We start from the raw sequence: 16,806 nt of genomic DNA, 5'->3' as shown, positions 1-16,806 counted from the left end.
CCCTGCCTGACCTGCGGAAACACGGTTCAGCGACAGGGGGCACACCTGTTCCCGCACGCTGTGCACAGGTCCTGCAACCGCCTGTGGACAACAGCCGCTCAGGTGAGCTGGGCGGTTCTCAACAGGGTCAGGCCGACGACGGCCACGAGGACCAGCGCACAGGTCCCGTACTGCACGAGCGTCCGCCGCTCACGCGGGGCGTGGAGCATGGCGTACCCGATGAGGGCACCGGCGACGAGCCCGCCGATGTGGGCCTGCCAGGCGATGTTGCTCCAGCCGAAGGTGAAGACCAGGTTGATCACCAGCAGGGCGATGACCGGTCGCATGTCGGCGTTGAGCCGACGGACGAGGGCGCCCGTCGCGCCGAACAGGCCGAAGATGGCGCCGGAGGCACCGAGCGAGGCGGTCGTCGGCGCGGCCAGCAGATAGGTGAGGGCACCGCCGGCCAGGCCGGAGGCGAGGTAGAGCGCGAGATAGCGCGCTCTGCCGAGGGCCGCTTCGAGGGGTCCGCCGAGCCACCAGAGTCCGAGCATGTTGAAGCCGATGTGCCAGAACTCCTGGTGGGTGAACATCGAGGTCACCAGGCGGTACCACTCGCCCTCCGCCACGCCCTCGGTCGGCGTGTACGGGGCGGGCGGCCACTGACCGATCAGCACGAGGTCTTCGAGGAACGACGACCTGGCGCGGACGGCGATGAACACCGCCACGTTGAGGGCGATGAGGATCTTGGTGACGAGGTGCGGATCCGCGGCGATGGTGCCACCGGCAAGCGTGCGCGGCCGGGACGCGGCGGGCCCGGGTCCCGAACCCGTGCCGCCGCGGGCGCAGTCGGGGCAGTGGAAGCCGACCGAGGCGTTGACCATGCAGTCGGGACAGATGGGCCGCTCGCAGCGGGTGCAGCGGATGCCGGTCTCGCGGTCGGGGTGGCGGTAGCAGCCGGGCAGGCCCGGGGAGGGCGGGTGCGTCTGACCGTCCGGGCCCTGTGGGCCGTTCGGTGACTGGTCCATGGGATCCCCTCCCTTGTCCGTCCGGGTCCGAGAGGCGCGCGGCCCCGCCTGTCCTTACGGACGAGCGGGGCATTTGGTTCCCTTGGGGCGCTCCGGTGGGAGCCGTCGGGAGCCGGCCGGTCAGCCTTCGCGGGTCTCGACGACGACCGACTCGATGACGACGTCGTTGAGGGGACGGTCGGTGCGGGGGTTCGTCTCACTGGCGGCGATCGCGTCGACGACCTTCTGCGCGGCCGGGTCGGTGACCTCGCCGAAGATCGTGTGCTTGCGGGTCAGCCACGTGGTCGGCGAGACGGTGATGAAGAACTGCGAGCCGTTGGTGCCCGGGCCGGCGTTGGCCATGGCCAGGAGGTAGGGCTTGTCGAAGGCGAGGTCGGGGTGGAACTCGTCCTCGAACTTGTAGCCGGGGCCGCCGGTGCCGTTGCCCAGCGGGTCGCCGCCCTGGATCATGAAGCCGCTGATCACCCGGTGGAAGACGGTGCCGTCGTAGAGCCTGTCCGTGGTCTTCTCCCCGGTCTCGGGGTTGGTCCACTCACGCTCGCCCCGGGCGAGCTCGACGAAGTTCCGGACCGTCTTGGGGGCGTGGTTCGGCAGGAGCCGGACTTCGATGTCGCCGTGGTTGGTCTTCAGGGTGGCGTAGAGCTGCTCGGCCACGAGGTGCCTTCCGTCGTCTTGTTGTGCTCCCCGATCCTCGCACGGCCCGTGGCCTACGTCGCCCGGCTGCCGCCGGGGACGGCGGGTGGGTGGAGTGCTTGGGGGAATCCGAATGGGTACCCCTGGGTTGCGAGCGCGGGACGGCGATCCGTGGCATTGTCGTCGACAAGCTCCTGTTGCCCTGTATTCGTCTGTTATCGCCGTTGATCGTCCTCGGGTCGCATCTTCGGCACCACGTGCCCCAGACGGGCCCGGCGTCATCGCCCGTGACCCGGATGCCCGCCGTCGCATGCCTGGCTGTGTGTCGGCAGGCATGATCCGTAAAAGGGTGGAAAGTCGAATTACCGTACGCCACCGAGGAGGAGGAACCCGTGACCCGCATCGACAGCGTGCGCGCCGCGACCGGTTCGGCGAAGGACAGCGTGCTGCACGCCGCGGAAGTGGTGGCGCCCTACGCCGACACGGCCAAGGACAGGGCCGCCCACTACGCACAGGAGGCGCGCGTTCGGCTGGCGCCCAAGGTGTCGCAGGCCGCGTGCCAGGCCAAGCTTCAGTACGGCGCGCATGTCGCGCCTCGGCTGGAGCAGGCCCGTACGCATGTGCCGCCGAAGATGGACCAGGCCGCTCAGGAGGCCGCGGTCCGTACGTGTCTGGCCGCTCGGCAGGCGGCCGACTACTCCCGCCCGGTGATCGAGCAGGCGGTCGCCGCGGCCGGGCCCGTCAGGGACGAGGCCGCCGCCCGGGGTGCCGCGGCGCTGGCCGCGCTGCGGGGCCAGGTCTCGGCCAAGGAGATCCACAAGCTGGCCCGCAAGCACGAGCGGCGGGCGAAGGCCGGCCGTGTCGGCAAGGTCCTGCTGATCGTGGGTGCCGTCGCCGGCGGCGCCTTCGCGGCCTGGAAGTGGTGGGACAAGCAGGCCAACCCGGACTGGCTGGTGGAGCCGCCCGAGGCGACGGAGGTCCCCGAGAACGGGCGGCTGACGTCGGTGGACGGTACCGGTGGGGCGGTGCTGGACCCCGAGGTGCAGGCGAAGCAGGCCGAGGACGAGGCCGCCGACGGCGGTGACGAGCCGCGCTGACGCTTCCCGGGGCGGAACGGTACGCCACCACCTCTGTGCATCGCCGCGGGGCGGGAGACTTACGGGTCTCCCGCCCCGCGGCGATGTTTCACGTGGAACGTCGGGAGGTTCAGCGGCCGTAGCGGCGTTCGCGCAGGGAGTAGGAACGCAGGGCGCGCAGGAAGTCGATCTCGCGGAAGTCCGGCCAGTAGGTCTCGCAGAAGTACATCTCGGCGTACGCGGACTGCCACAGCAGGAAGCCGGACAGCCGCTGCTCCCCGGACGTCCGGATGATGAGGTCGGACTCGGACCGCGCCTTGGAGTACAGGTGCTTGGAGATGTGCTCCATGGTGAAGGTCTCGATGAACTCGTCGATGTCCCCGCCCTGGGAACTGTGCTCCGTGAGGGCGGAACGGACGGCGTCGACGATCTCGCGGCGGCCTCCGTACCCCACGGCGACGTCCACCTTGGTCCCGCCCTGGCGCCCCTGGGTGGCCGCGGTGGCGGTCTTCAGCCGGCTCGCGGACTCGGCGGGGAGCAGGTCGAGAGCCCCGACGACCTCGACGCGCCAGGGGTTGCCGGGCGCGGCCAGCCGCTCCACGACCTCGGCGATGATGTCGATCAGGGGCGTGAGCTGGTCCTCGGGCCGGGCCAGGTTGTCGTCGGAGAGCATGTAGAGGGTGACGTGCTCGATCTCGGCGGAGTCGCACCAGTGCAGGAAGTCCAGCACCTTGGCGCCGCCGGCCCGGTAGCCCTCCCGGGGGTCCTCGATGCCCGATTCCTTGGCCCAGCGGCGGTTGCCGTCCAGCATGATGCCGATGTGCTGAGGCCGTGGGCGGCCTTCCAGCTCCCTGACGAGACGCTTCATGTACAGCGCATCGAGTGCGGCTCGTACCTTGGCCCGCATGCTCTGCCCCTTTCATCTCGTCGGCAGTGACCGGAACGGCAGTGACCGGGCGGCTCCGGCGGCGGTGTGCCGCTTGGCACCGCCCCGCAGGGGTGTGGCGCCGGCGCCCTCTGGGGTGACGATATCAAGAGCAGACAGCCCCACTCCGGTGCTGAGCGGTGGCCTCGCGCACACCCGCGGCCGCTCGGTCGTGGCGCTTCGACGGTACCTGTCGCCCCGTCAACTGTGCGCACTCTCAAGGTTGTTGATGATCATCCACGCGCCGGGGCCGAGCAGGGGCGCGGCAAGCGGGACTGCCCGTGGGAGCGCCCGCGCGCCCGGCGAGGCCCGCCTCCGGACCGCGCCGGGGGCCGGCCGCGCACGGTGGGTGACGACGTCCATGCGAAGAGCCCGCCCGGCCTGGTGTTCACGCAGGTCGGACGGGCTCTTGGGATGTGGAGCCTAGGGGAGTCGAACCCCTGACATCTGCCATGCAAAGACAGCGCTCTACCAACTGAGCTAAGGCCCCGTAGGAGACGTCCGACCGGAGGATACGCATACCGGCGGGCGCCGCAGACAAGAGTACCGGGTCGCCCCCCGTATCTCACAAATGATTGGGGCTCCCGGGGAAAGACCACGCTCCGTAAGATGCTTGGCGTGGTTCGCTGAAGCGAACTGCGGTTTTTGGGGAAGCGATGGGGAGACGCAATGGACGCCGCACAGCAGGAAGCCACCGCGAGAGCGCGGGAACTGCAGCGGAACTGGTACGGGGAGCCGCTGGGGGCGCTCTTCCGCAGGCTCATAGACGATCTCGGTCTCAACCAGGCTCGTCTGGCGGGGGTGCTGGGGCTGTCCGCGCCGATGCTGTCGCAGCTGATGAGCGGACAGCGGGCGAAGATCGGGAACCCCGCGGTGGTGCAGCGGGTGCAGCTGCTCCAGGACCTGGCGGGGCAGGTCGCCGACGGCAGTGTGAGCGCGGCCGAGGCCACCGAGCGCATGGACGAGATCAAGAAGTCGCAGGGGGGCTCGGTGCTCAGCAACACCACGCAGACGACGAACAGTTCGGGTGCGCCCACGGTCAAGCGGGTGGTCCGTGAGATCCAGTCGCTGCTGCGCTCGGTGGCCGCCGCCGGCGACATAATCGACGCCGCGGACGCCCTCTCCCCGTCCCACCCGGAGCTGGCGGAGTTCCTGCGGGTGTACGGCGCCGGCCGTACCTCCGACGCGGTCGCGCACTACCAGTCCCACCAGAACTGACCCCCGCGGTCCGGCCGTCGACGGACTCGGCCGGCCGGACGTGCGGGGAGTGACGCGAGGGGGAGGAGCGGCACACAGCCATGGGTGAGGTCTTCGCCGGCCGGTACGAACTGGTCGATCCGATCGGCCGTGGAGGGGTGGGTGCCGTCTGGCGTGCCTGGGACCACCGCCGCCGGCGCTATGTGGCCGCCAAGGTGCTCCAGCAGCGGGACGCCCACTCGCTGCTGCGCTTCGTGCGTGAGCAGGCGCTGCGCATCGACCATCCCCATGTGCTGGCGCCGGCCAGCTGGGCCGCCGACGACGACCAGGTCCTGTTCACCATGGACCTGGTCACAGGCGGCTCACTCGTCCACCTGGTCGGGGACTACGGCCCGCTGCCCCCGGCGTTCGTCTGCACCCTGCTTGACCAGCTCCTGGCGGGCCTGGCGGCGGTGCACGCGGAGGACGTCGTGCACCGCGACGTCAAGCCCGCCAACGTGCTGCTCGAAGCCACCGGCACGGGTCGGCCCCGGCTGAGGCTGTCCGACTTCGGCATCGCGATGCGGCTGGGCGAGCCCCGGCTGACGGAGACCAACCTGGTGGTGGGGACGCCGGGTTATCTCGCGCCGGAGCAGATGATGGGCGCGGAACCGGACTTCGCCGCGGACCTGTTCGCCGTGGGACTGGTCGCCCTGTATCTGCTGGAGGGGGCCAAGCCGGACGCCAAGGCGCTCGTGCGGTACTTCGCGGAGCACGGGACGCCACCGGCTCCGCAGGGCATCCCCGAGCCGTTGTGGCAGGTCGTGGCCACGTTGTTGCAGCCGGATCCGGAGGCGAGGTTCCGTACGGCCACGGGGGCGCGCAAGGCGCTGGCCGCGGCGGCGGAGCTGCTGCCGGAACCGGGCCCCGACGACGAGCTGATCGAGGTCTTCGACCAGATCGGCCCGCTGCCCCCGGGGTTCGGTCCCGACGGTCCGCTCAAGCGGGCGCCGGGAGTGGACGACGACGTACCGACGGACCCACGGCAGCCCTCCGCCCCGGCGCAGGTCCAGGTCCAGGCACAGGCACAGGCACAGGCAGACAGCACGCCACCACCGCCGCCGTCCCTCATGTCGGACACCGGGAGCTTCCCCCTCCCGCCCCCGCAGGCCACCGCCACGTCCGCTCCGACGCCCGTCCCTCCGCCACCGTCCCCGCACGCAGCACCCCACCCGCAGGCGCCGGGATTCCCAGGTCCCGGACACCAGGCCGCGTATCCGCCCCCGCAGCCGTGGCAGCGCGCCGACGTGCCCACCGCCGCGTACACGGCGCAGGCTGCTCGGGATCCGCAGACTCCCCCGCCCGTTCCGGCGTACCCCCAGCAGCATCGTCGGGCGCGGCGCCGCCGGCCCGGCCCCCCGGCCCGGGTGGCGGTCCCGCTGCTGCTGCTCGCGCTGGCCTGCTACGCCGTGGGGTTCTGGGCGCTGACCCGCCTCTGAGGCGCGTGCCCGCCGAGCCCGTCAGGCCGCGGCCCGACGGCGGGCCACCGCCGTCCACACGCCGAGCCCCGCCAGCAGGACGCTGCCGGTGCCGATCCCGCCCACGGCGAGTGCCGTCATGGCGGCGCGGTCGCCCCTGCCCGTCCCGTCCGCCGACGCCGCCTGCCGGTCATGGGCCGACACCTCGAAGAGACCGTCGGGCACGGACTTCCCCGCATACCCGGGCCCCGCCTGTGCCGTCCCCTCGTACCGCAGGCGCAGGACCAGCGGGAACGGGCCCTCGCCGAAGTCGTCGGCCACCTGGGCGGCGAGGTGGACCACGAGGTAGTAGTCGCCGGCGAACCGCATGCCGGAGACCCGGTCGTCGGTGGCGTACCGGTTGGCGTACGCCACCGGAGGCACGGGGGCGAGAGCGGCCGTGACCTGCCGGCCGGTGTAGCCCTTGGCGGCGTCGACGACCTCGCCGCGGACGGGGTTGTGCAGGGCCAGGCGCAGCGCGCCGGTCGCGTAGCCGGAACCGCTGTCGGTGCCGCCGAGTTCGGCGGACGCGTAGAGCTGCAGGCCCCAGTCGACGGGGACCTTGTAGAAGAGGGTCTGCCCGGGCCGGATGGCGTCGCGCCAGGCTCCCTGGCCGACGGGGGTGGCCCGGGCGAAGCCGCCGCCGCCCCGGCGGTGTTCGGGCTCGGCCGTGAGCGGTTCGGGCGAGGCGGAGTTCCATGTCTCGGGTGCCCGGGTCGCGCCGGTGTGCTCCGGGCGGGGTTCGGTGACGGCGGTGAGCTCCAGGTCCCAGGGCTCCGGCGGGGAGTCCTGCGGCCGGGACCGCTCGACGGTGACGTAGTAGGTGCCGGGCTCCTGGCATCGCGTACTGCCGGGGGCGACGGCGCGCACGCCCCAGGCCGTGACCGGGCGGGGACTGCGGGCGGCGCCGAAAGCGGCGCTGTCCAGCGAGCAGGTGCCGCCGTCGGCGTCCCGCACGGACAGCCGGACGCCGTCGACGGCGGTGAGTTCGTCGCCCTCGCCGGGGACGGCGGTGGCGGAGACGTACGTGTCGGAGGCCGCGTCGAGTTCGAGGCGGTAGTGCTGGGTGCCGGTCCTCGGCAGGGAACCGCGGTACGTCGTGCCGGGTTCGAGGAGCGGGGCTTCCGCGGTGGTGCTCGCGCCCTCGACGCGCCGTGCGCCGTCGTCGAAGGCGTAGCCGCCCGGCGCACCGGCCGCCAGGGCCGTCCCGCCGGGCAGGACGGAGGTGGTGGCCAGCACCGCGGTCACGACGGCCAGACGCACCGGCACAGGTGGGCGGCCACGTCTCGACCCTCCCCGCCACCGAGCCGTACACCACCGCACCATCAGCCGCCACCCCTCGCGCTCGCCGTCGCACGGACCGTGGCCCATCCTGCCGCGCGCCCGGTGGTCCGCGCGCCCGGTCCGGGCAACACAAAACCCCGACCGTTACACGGCCGGGGTCTGCTCAGGACCGGATGTCGGTCGTACTCACGAACCCGTGGGCACGGAGTCAGTCGCCTCCGTCCACAGATCCTGCTCGGCGCGATCCGCCTGGATCTGGCGGTACACGAGGAGCCCGCCGATGGCGGCCAGTGCGACCAGGAGAAGCTTCTTCACCGCGCGACCTCGTCTTTCCTTGACGTAGGGGACCTCTGGCGCCCGACTATACACACCGGCCGATACCGATCGGTGATCTGAGTCGGCCCTCAACTGCCCGGCCGTGGAACCCAATAGATACGGACCGGGCCGTTCCGATCGGAGGGTGATCACACCTCCACGGACGGTGACTTTCGCCCGGACTTCTCCCGCCTGAGTACCTTTTCATCGTCTTTGCGGCCAAACGGGTGGTGTTCATCTGAACATCGCGGCGCCACGGGTCGAGGTCCACCACTTCGCGGTCCACATACACATCATGAGGAAAGTACGCAAATCGCCCGACCCGAAAGTGAGGGGCCATGGCCCGGAACAAGGTCATGAAGCTGTGGACCGCCATCGTCACCGCCTTCCTCGCGCTGTGCACGGCGCTCGGCTTCGTCACGACGACCGCCTCGGCGGCCGTACCGCACACGGAGACCCACAGCAACACGGAGGCCGCGCCCGAGCCGGCGGACCCGGCGGCGGCAGCACCCTGGACCTGGTCCCGGGCAGGCGCCCTGCCCCCCACGATGAAACAGCGCATCCACGCAGAGGCCCACGGCAAGGCCCCCAGTTGCCGGCACCGTCCGGTCGCGGACGCCGCGTCCACCGTCACGACCCTGCCGTGCGACACCACCGAGTCCCCGGCCCAGCAGCACACCGTTCCGCTCCAGCGCTGAGCGGCCCGGCGCACCGCGCCCCTGCCATCCGAACCTGACGTAACGGCGTATTGCGTACGCACCGCACGCGAGAAACGGCCCGGCCGCTCGACAGAGCAGCCGGGCCGTCGCCGTGCACGCGGCACCACGATCGGCCGCCGCCCGGCGGGACAGGCGGCACCCACGATCGGCCGCCGCCCTGTCCGCCCCCGCCGTGCACGGCAAGCACCTGGCTGGGAACCAGCGCCGCCCCCTCCGGGCCACGCCCACGCCCACGCCCCCCCCCGCTGATGTCACCGGCCCACGCAAAAGACCCCCGGCCCAGATGGACCGGAGGTCTTGTCGCTGGTGGGGCTAACAGGATTTGAACCTGTGGCCTCATCCTTATCAGGGATGCGCTCTAACCAACTGAGCTATAGCCCCGCCGCGCTCTGCGGTGTGTGTCCCGCGCGCTGACTCCTGAAGATTAGCGCACGAGGCGGGCAGTCCCAAAATCGGTTGGCGTGGGACCGCCCGCCCGGATCACTCGTCCTCGGCGAGCGTCAGCTCGACACCGCCGACGAAGCCGGCGGAGAGGTTGTAGATGAACGCGCCCAGCGTGGCGAGAGCCGTCGCGAGGACGACGTCGATCACCGCGATGATCGTCGTGAACATCAGCACGTTGGGCAGCGACAGGAACGATTGCAGGTCAAAGCCGTTGGACTCGTTCGAGCCGGTGGCCTCGGAGATCGTGCCGCCGACCGTCGAGAAGACGCCCATGGCGTCCATGACCATCCACAGCACGGCGGAGGCCACGATCGTGCAGACGCCGAGCGCGATGGAGAGCAGGAAGCTGACCTTCATCACCGACCACGGGTCGGCCTTGGCCACCCGCAGGCGGGCCTTGCGGACGCGCGGCGTGGTGCGCGCGCCGGTGCGGGGGCGGCGCGCGGCGGACGCGTTGCCGCCCTGGGTCTGGTAGGCCTGCGGCGGGTGGTACGGCCCGCCGGGCTGCTGGGGCTGCCGTTCCCCGGGCAGCGGCGAGGCCGACTGCCGGGTCTGCGGGCCTCTGGTGTCCGTCACAGTTCCCCCCTGGGATCCATGAGTGTCAGACGCGTGCGAGCCGGTCGCGCCGTCGTCGATCTTGCGCAGCTGAGTCGTGTGCGGATCCGTCGCACGCGCGGCGGAGCCACGGCCGCCGTCCGTCTCCGTACCCCTCGGGGTACTGGCCGATCCGGCGCCCGTGGCTCCGCTCACGATGACTCTCTCCTCGTGCTACTCGGCCGAGGGCGCCTCACCCTCGTCCGTGCCGGTGGTCGCGACGTCCTCGGCGGTCTCGTCGACGACGACATCGCCGTCGACCTCCTCCGCCTCGCGTCCCGCCTCGGCGTTGCGCGCGATGCCCACGACGGCATCCCGCTTGCCAAGATTGATCAGTTGGACGCCCATGGTGTCACGGCCCGTCTCCCTGACTCCGCTGACTCGCGTACGAATCACACCGCCCGAGAGGGTGATGGCGAGGATCTCGTCGTTCTCCTCGACCACCAGCGCGCCCACGAGCGTTCCACGGTCCTCGACGATCTTGGCGGCCTTGATGCCGAGGCCGCCGCGACCCTGGACGCGGTACTCGTCGACGGAGGTGCGCTTCGCGTACCCGCCGTCGGTGGCAGTGAACACGAACGTACCGGCTCGAACAACATTCATCGAGAGCAGTTCGTCGCCCTCGCGGAAACTCATGCCCTTGACGCCCGAGGTCGCACGGCCCATGGGACGCAGCGTGTCGTCCGAAGCGGTGAACCTGATCGACTGCGCCTTCTTGCTGATCAGCAGCAGATCGTCGTCGGCCGAGACGAGCTCGGCACCGATCAGTTCGTCGTCGGAACCGTCCTCCTGCTCGCGCAGGTTGATGGCGATCACGCCGCCCGAGCGCGGGGAGTCGTAGTCCTTCAGCGACGTCTTCTTCACCAGGCCCGCCTTGGTGGCCAGGACCAGGTAGGGCGCCGCCTCGTAGTCGCGGATCGCGAGGATCTCGGCGATGGACTCGTCCGGCTGGAAGGCCAGCAGGTTCGCCACGTGCTGGCCGCGCGCGTCCCGGCCGGCGTCGGGCAGCTCGTAGGCCTTCGCGCGGTAGACCCGGCCCTTGTTGGTGAAGAACAGCAGCCAGTGGTGGGTGGTGGACACGAAGAAGTGGTTGACGATGTCGTCTTCCTTGAGCTTCGCGCCCCGTACGCCCTTGCCGCCGCGCTTCTGGGCCCGGTAGTCGTCGGTCTTGGTGCGCTTGATGTAGCCACCGCGCGTGACCGTGACGACGATGTCCTCTTCGGCGATCAGGTCCTCGATGGACATGTCGCCCTCGTAGGGGATCAGCTTGGTCTTGCGGTCGTCGCCGTACTTCTCGACGAGCGCCGCCAGCTCCGCGCTGACGATCCCGCGCTGACGGACCGGCGAGGCGAGGATCTCGTTGTACTCGGTGATCTTCGCCTGGAGCTCGTCGTGCTCCTGGACGATCTTCTGCCGCTCCAGGGCCGCGAGGCGTCGGAGCTGCATCTCCAGGATCGCGTTGGCCTGGATCTCGTCGATCTCCAGGAGGTCCATCAGGCCGCCGCGGGCGATCTCGACGGTGTCGCTGCGCCGGATCAGCGCGATGACCTCGTCGATGGCGTCCAGGGCCTTGAGCAGGCCGCGCAGGATGTGGGCGCGCTCCTCGGCCTTGCGCAGGCGGAACTTGGTGCGCCGGACGATGACCTCGATCTGGTGGTTCACCCAGTGCCGGATGAACGCGTCCAGGGACAGCGTGCGCGGCACGCCGTCGACCAGGGCCAGCATGTTGGCGCCGAAGTTGGTCTGGAGGTCGGTGTGCTTGTACAGGTTGTTCAGCACGACCTTGGCGACCGCGTCCCGCTTGAGCACGATGACCAGGCGCTGGCCGGTGCGCGAGGACGTCTCGTCGCGGACGTCGGCGATGCCGCCGATCTTGCCGTCCTTCACCAGGTCGGCGATCTTCTGCGCGAGGTTGTCGGGGTTGGTCTGGTACGGCAGCTCCGTGACCACCAGGCACTGGCGGTTCTGGATCTCCTCGACCTCGACGACCGCGCGCATGGTGATCGAGCCGCGCCCGGTGCGGTAGGCCTCCTCGATGCCCTTGCGGCCCACCACGAGGGCGCCGGTCGGGAAGTCGGGGCCCTTGATGCGCTCGATGAGCGCGTCCAGCAGCTCCTCGTGGGAGGCCTCGTAGTTCTCCAGGTACCACTGAGCGCCGGCCGCGACCTCGCGCAGGTTGTGCGGCGGGATGTTGGTCGCCATGCCGACCGCGATACCGGCCGAGCCGTTGATCAGCAGGTTCGGGAAGCGGGCCGGCAGGACGGTCGGCTCCTGGGAGCGGCCGTCGTAGTTGTCCGTGAAGTCGACGGTCTCCTCGTCGATGTCGCGGACCATCTCCATCGACAGCGGCGCCATCTTGCACTCGGTGTACCGCATGGCCGCCGCCGGGTCGTTGCCCGGGGAGCCGAAGTTGCCGTTGGAGTCGACGAGCGGCATCCGCATCGACCAGGGCTGGGCGAGGCGGACCAGGGCGTCGTAGATGGAGGAGTCGCCGTGGGGGTGGTAGTTGCCCATGACGTCGCCGACGACGCGGGCGCACTTGTAGAAGCCGCGCTCGGGCCGGTAGCCGCCGTCGTACATGGCGTACAGCACGCGCCGGTGCACGGGCTTGAGGCCGTCACGGACGTCGGGCAGCGCACGCGAGACGATGACGGACATCGCGTAGTCGAGGTACGAGCGCTGCATCTCCGTCTCGAGCCCGACGGGCTCGACACGCATCGCCAGGGCGTCACCCTCGGGCGTCGTCACAGGGGTGTTCTCGTCGGTCATTGCTGGTGAAGGTCCTTCCTGGTGCGGTCAGCTGAGACCGACTCAGATGTCGAGGAAGCGGACGTCCTTGGCGTTGCGCTGGATGAACGCGCGGCGGGCCTCGACGTCCTCGCCCATCAGCACCGAGAACAGGTCGTCGGCCTGCGCGGCGTCGTCGAGCGTGACCTGGCCGAGCACGCGGTGCTCCTGGTCCATGGTCGTGATGCGCAGCTCCTCGGCGTTCATCTCGCCGAGGCCCTTGAAGCGCTGCACGGAGTCCTCGCGGATGCGCTTGCCGGCCTGGCGGCCCATCTCGATCAGCGCGTCGCGCTCGCGGTCCGAGTACGCGTACTCGAAGTCGTCCCGGCCCCACTTGATCTTGTAGAGCGGCGGGCGCGACAGGTACACGTGCCCGGCCTCGACCAGCGGCCGCATGAAGCGGAACAGGAAGGTCAGCAGCAGGGTGTTGATGTGCTGGCCGTCGACGTCGGCGTCCGCCATCAGGATGATCTTGTGATAGCGGAGCTTCTCGATGTCGAAGTCCTCGTGCACACCGGTGCCGAACGCGGAGATCATCGCCTGGATCTCCTGGTTCTGGAGGATCCGGTCGATGCGCGCCTTCTCGACGTTGAGGATCTTGCCTCGGATCGGGAGGATCGCCTGGTACTGCGGGTTGCGGCCGGACTTGGCCGAGCCGCCGGCGGAGTCGCCCTCGACGATGAAGATCTCGCACTTGGTCGGGTCGTTCGACTGGCAGTCGGACAGCTTGCCCGGCAGCGACGCCGACTCCAGCAGGCCCTTGCGGCGCGTCAGGTCGCGGGCCTTGCGGGCCGCCACGCGCGCGTGGGCCGCCTGGATGCCCTTGCGGATGATGTCCGCGGCCTCGTTCGGGTTGCGGTCGAGCCAGTCGGTCAGGTGCTCGTAGACCACGCGCTGGACGAAGGTCTTGACCTCCGTGTTGCCCAGCTTCGTCTTGGTCTGGCCCTCGAACTGGGGCTCGCTCAGCTTCACTGAGATGATCGCCGTCAGACCCTCGCGGATGTCGTCGCCCGTGAGGTTGTCGTCCTTCTCGCGCAGCAGCTTCTTGTCGCGCGCGTACTTGTTGATCAGCGAGGTGAGCGCCGCACGGAAGCCCTCCTCGTGCGTACCGCCCTCGTGCGTGTGGATGATGTTGGCGAACGAGTACACGCCCTCGGTGTAGCCGCCGTTCCACTGCATCGCGACCTCGAGGGACAGGTTCTTGTCCTTGTCCTCGGCCTCCAGGTCGATCACGCTGGGGTGCACCAGCTCTCCCTTGCGGGAGTTGAGGTACTTCACGAAGTCGACGATGCCGCCCTCGTAGTGGTACGAGACGCTCTTGACCTCGTGCTTCTCGTCCTCGCCCGCCTCGTCCGCGCCGGCGGTGGCCTTCGCCGACTCGCGCTCGTCGGTGAGGTTGATCTTCAGGCCCTTGTTGAGGAAGGCCATCTCCTGGAAGCGCCGGGACAGCGTCTCGAAGGAGTAGTCGGTGGTCTCGAAGATGTCGCCGTCGGCCCAGAAGGTGACCGACGTGCCCGTCTCCTCGGTGGCCTCGTGCTGGGCGAGCGGCGCCGTGGGGACACCGAGCTTGTACTCCTGCGTCCAGCGGTGGCCGTCGGTCCTGACCTCCACCGCGACCCTCGTGGAGAGGGCGTTGACGACGGAGACGCCCACGCCGTGCAGACCACCGGAGACCGCGTAACCGGCGCCGCCGAACTTGCCGCCCGCGTGCAGCACGGTCAGCACGACCTCGAGGGCGGGCTTGCCCTCGGACGGGACGATGCCCACCGGGATGCCACGGCCGTTGTCGACGACCCGGACACCGCCGTCGGCGAGGATCGTCACGTCGATCGTGTCCGCGTGACCGGCCAGCGCCTCGTCGACGGAGTTGTCCACGACCTCCTGCACCAGGTGGTGCAGGCCTCGCTCACCGGTCGAGCCGATGTACATGCCGGGTCGCTTGCGGACCGCGTCCAGACCCTCGAGGACGGTGATGGCACTGGCGTCGTACGAGGCGGGAGCTTCGCCGTCGGCGGTGCTCACCGGGTCGTTCACGCCGGTGTCGGTGGACGGGTTGTTCTCGTTGGGGTTGCCGGAATCGGCCACGAAGCGCCCTTTCTGGCACAGCACGAGCCGGGCTCGTCGGCGGGTTGCCGGAGCGGCTGCGGCATGTTGCGTTGGTAAGCCTTGATCAGCGTTGCTCAGCTTGTCCCGGACGGTCCCCACGTTCGGGGCGGGATTGTCTTCCATTCTACCGGTAGCACTGACACTGATGGGGGTTTGCCGGTGCCTGAGTTCGCATGTGCCGCCCTGAACGAGGCTCTCCCGACTCCCGATATGCGGATGGGGGCCTCAGGAGGCTCACGACGGCACTCAGCGCTTCGAGGCGTCAACCCTTGGCTACTTGGGAGTCAGATCGGGGTTCGCCACCCTGTGCGGGGGTACGGCGAACCGGGCGCCGGCGATCAACACCGGCCCCTGACAGGCAAATATGTGATGTACCTCACCAACCCGCAGCGCGGGCGGACAGGTCACCCGTAGGTGTCCCCGGGCCCCTTGCTGCCCGGCGCGCGCAGCGGGCCGTACCGCCGGGCGGAACCGCCCGGACCGCCCGGGCCGAGCACCTTGATCACCCGCACCGAGCCGTGCCCGAGGTCCTCGTTGAGCCGGGCCACCAGCGTCGGGGCGAGCAGCCGCAGATTCGTCGCCCACGCCGTCGAGTCGCACCGGACGACCAGCACCCGCTCGTCCTCGTCGTACCGCTCCGGCACGCAGTGCTTGGCCACGTCCTCGCCCACGATCTGCGGCCAGCGGCCCATCACGCCGCCCACCGCGGCCGGTGTCTCCCACCCGCGCTCCGTGATCAGCCGGTTGATCGCCGAGCCCAGCGCCATCGGGTCGCGCCCGTCCGCGCGCGCCCCGGAACGCAGCCCGCCGCGCCGGGCCTGCCGCTTCTGCTGCGCCGCGTCCCCCCGCGCACGCGCCGCTTCGCGCGCCGCCCTCAGCGCCACCCGCGCCAGATCCACACCGGACGGCTCGGGGGCCCTGCCGCCCTTGCCCCGCTCGCCCTCGCCGTTGCCGTTGCCGGACGCCGGTCCGTCCGCGCTCATACGCGCTCCACCGAACCCTCCGCCACCGAGAACCGCGCCCCCGCGAGCACGTGCGGCACGTCGTCGTCCACCGCGGCGGTCACCAGCACCTGCTCGCCGGGCGCCACCAGCTCGGCCAGCCGCTCCCGGCGCCGCGCGTCCAGCTCGGCGAAGACGTCGTCCAGCACCAGCACCGGTTCGTTGCCCTCGGCCCGCAGCAGGTCGAACGAGGCCAGCCGCAGCGCGAGCGCGTACGACCAGGACTCGCCGTGGGACGCGTAGCCCTTCGCGGGCAGCTGACCGAGCTTCAGCACCAGGTCGTCCCGGTGCGGGCCGACCAGCGTCACGCCCCGCTCGATCTCCTGCTTGCGGGCCTCGCCCAGCGCGGCCATCAGCTGCTCGTAGAGGTCCTCGCGCGTGTGCGCCTCCCCCGGCGCCGACGGCTTGTACTCCAGCGCGAGGGGACCGCCGCCGGGCGCCAGCTGCTCGTACGCCTTGTCGGCCAGCGGCTGCACCGCGGCGATCAGGTCCAGGCGCTGCGCCAGCAGCTCGGCACCCACCCGTGCCAGATGCTGGTCCCAGACGTCGAGCGTGGACAGGTCCATCGTGCGGCCACCGTGCCGGCGGGCGAGCGCGGCCGACTTCAGCAGGGTGTTGCGCTGCTTGAGCACCCGGTCGTAGTCCGAGCGCACCCCGGCCATCCGCGGGGAGCGGGCGGTGATCAGCTCGTCCAGGAAACGCCGCCGCTCGCCGGGGTCCCCCTTGACCAGGGCGAGGTCCTCGGGCGCGAACAGCACGGTCCGCACGATGCCCAGCACGTCACGCGGTCTGACCTGCGAGGACCTGTTGATCCGGGCGCGGTTGGCCTTGCCCGGGTTCAGCTCCAGCTCGATCAGCTGCTGCCGCTCGCCCTGCCGCACCTGCGCCCGGATCACCGCCCGGTCGGCGCCCATGCGCACCAGCGGCGCGTCCGAGGAGACCCGGTGGCTGCCGAGGGTCGCCAGATAGCCGACCGCCTCGACCAGATTCGTCTTCCCCTGCCCGTTGGGGCCGACGAAGGCGGTGACGCCCGGGTCCAGCGGGACCTCGACCCGGGCATACGAACGGAAGTCGGCCAGCGACAGATGCGTGACGTGCATGGTCGTTCGCCGACCTCCCCAACCTTCGGGTGTTGCTTACTTCTTCTCCACCGCGTGCCCGCCGAACTGGTTGCGCAGCGCGGCGATCATCTTCATCTGCGGCGAGTCGTCCTGCCGGGACG

14 protein-coding genes and 2 tRNA genes are annotated in these 16,806 nt (G+C 70.5%); 4 read left to right on the top strand and 12 right to left on the bottom strand.

Translation table 11 applies throughout. The features are described from left to right. Positions 1-98 precede the first annotated feature (98 nt). Both GTW67_RS04035 and GTW67_RS04030 read right to left on the bottom strand, forming a co-directional pair. Positions 99-1,007 (bottom strand): rhomboid family intramembrane serine protease, encoded by a 909-nt coding sequence (locus GTW67_RS04035; protein ID WP_161163404.1) that lies wholly within the window; start codon positions 1,005-1,007, stop codon positions 99-101. A gap of 120 nt (positions 1,008-1,127) precedes the next feature. Beyond that, a complete protein-coding gene (locus GTW67_RS04030; RefSeq protein ID WP_161163403.1) occupies positions 1,128-1,661 on the bottom strand; it encodes a peptidylprolyl isomerase in 534 nt (177 codons plus the stop codon). A 371-nt stretch (positions 1,662-2,032) separates the two neighbouring features. On the opposite strand from GTW67_RS04030, the gene GTW67_RS04025 reads away from it, so the two are divergent. Then, entirely contained in the window at positions 2,033-2,737 is a 705-nt protein-coding gene (locus GTW67_RS04025; RefSeq protein WP_161163402.1) for a DUF5324 family protein, read from the top strand. A 109-nt stretch (positions 2,738-2,846) separates the two neighbouring features. Here the strand turns inward: GTW67_RS04025 and GTW67_RS04020 are convergent, their stop codons facing one another. Continuing rightward, a complete protein-coding gene (locus GTW67_RS04020) occupies positions 2,847-3,623 on the bottom strand; it encodes an isoprenyl transferase (protein ID WP_161163401.1) in 777 nt (258 codons plus the stop codon). 435 nt (positions 3,624-4,058) lie between these two features. Then, positions 4,059-4,131, bottom strand: a tRNA-Ala gene (locus tag GTW67_RS04015). Positions 4,132-4,310: 179 nt separating this feature from the next. On the opposite strand from GTW67_RS04015, the gene GTW67_RS04010 reads away from it, so the two are divergent. Both GTW67_RS04010 and GTW67_RS04005 read left to right on the top strand, forming a co-directional pair. Beyond that, positions 4,311-4,859, top strand: a complete 549-nt coding sequence (locus GTW67_RS04010) for a helix-turn-helix domain-containing protein (RefSeq protein ID WP_161163400.1) — start codon at positions 4,311-4,313, stop codon at positions 4,857-4,859. An 80-nt stretch (positions 4,860-4,939) separates the two neighbouring features. Next, complete coding sequence (locus tag GTW67_RS04005) at positions 4,940-6,316, top strand: serine/threonine-protein kinase (protein WP_161163399.1); 1,377 nt, start codon at positions 4,940-4,942, stop codon at positions 6,314-6,316. 21 nt (positions 6,317-6,337) lie between these two features. Here the strand turns inward: GTW67_RS04005 and GTW67_RS04000 are convergent, their stop codons facing one another. Further along, positions 6,338-7,660, bottom strand: a complete 1,323-nt coding sequence (locus tag GTW67_RS04000; RefSeq protein ID WP_161163398.1) for a hypothetical protein — start codon at positions 7,658-7,660, stop codon at positions 6,338-6,340. Between the two features lie 144 nt (positions 7,661-7,804). After that, entirely contained in the window at positions 7,805-7,933 is a 129-nt protein-coding gene (locus tag GTW67_RS37440; protein ID WP_003999697.1) for a DLW-39 family protein, read from the bottom strand. 338 nt (positions 7,934-8,271) lie between these two features. Here GTW67_RS37440 and GTW67_RS03990 point away from each other — a divergent pair, with 338 nt between their 5' ends. After that, positions 8,272-8,631, top strand: a complete 360-nt coding sequence (locus GTW67_RS03990) for a DUF6344 domain-containing protein (RefSeq protein WP_161163397.1) — start codon at positions 8,272-8,274, stop codon at positions 8,629-8,631. A 325-nt stretch (positions 8,632-8,956) separates the two neighbouring features. On the opposite strand, the gene GTW67_RS03985 is transcribed toward GTW67_RS03990, so the two are convergent. The 6 genes from GTW67_RS03985 to recF form a co-directional block, all read right to left on the bottom strand. Then, positions 8,957-9,033 (bottom strand) — tRNA-Ile (locus tag GTW67_RS03985). 99 nt (positions 9,034-9,132) lie between these two features. Beyond that, positions 9,133-9,846 carry a DUF3566 domain-containing protein gene (locus GTW67_RS03980; protein ID WP_161163396.1) on the bottom strand — a complete coding sequence of 238 codons (714 nt, stop codon included), beginning with the start codon at positions 9,844-9,846 and terminating at the stop codon, positions 9,133-9,135. 18 nt (positions 9,847-9,864) lie between these two features. Next, on the bottom strand, positions 9,865-12,459 hold the full coding sequence (gene gyrA, locus GTW67_RS03975) for a DNA gyrase subunit A (RefSeq protein WP_161163395.1): 2,595 nt from the start codon (positions 12,457-12,459) through the stop codon (positions 9,865-9,867). A 42-nt stretch (positions 12,460-12,501) separates the two neighbouring features. Next, positions 12,502-14,562, bottom strand: a complete 2,061-nt coding sequence (gyrB, locus tag GTW67_RS03970) for a DNA topoisomerase (ATP-hydrolyzing) subunit B (protein WP_346010554.1) — start codon at positions 14,560-14,562, stop codon at positions 12,502-12,504. A gap of 425 nt (positions 14,563-14,987) precedes the next feature. Further along, positions 14,988-15,566, bottom strand: a complete 579-nt coding sequence (locus tag GTW67_RS03965; protein WP_161163393.1) for a DciA family protein — start codon at positions 15,564-15,566, stop codon at positions 14,988-14,990. After that, positions 15,563-16,684, bottom strand: coding sequence for a DNA replication/repair protein RecF (gene recF, locus GTW67_RS03960; protein ID WP_161163392.1), 1,122 nt, complete (start codon positions 16,682-16,684; stop codon positions 15,563-15,565). Before recF ends, GTW67_RS03965 begins: the two co-directional genes overlap by 4 nt. Positions 16,685-16,806: the final 122 nt, after the last annotated feature.

This window comes from Streptomyces sp. SID5910, assembly GCF_009862125.1.
Taxonomy (GTDB): domain Bacteria; phylum Actinomycetota; class Actinomycetes; order Streptomycetales; family Streptomycetaceae; genus Streptomyces.
The sequence above is the reverse complement of the archived record's forward strand: the minus strand, read 5'-3'. Positions and strand labels throughout refer to the sequence as shown.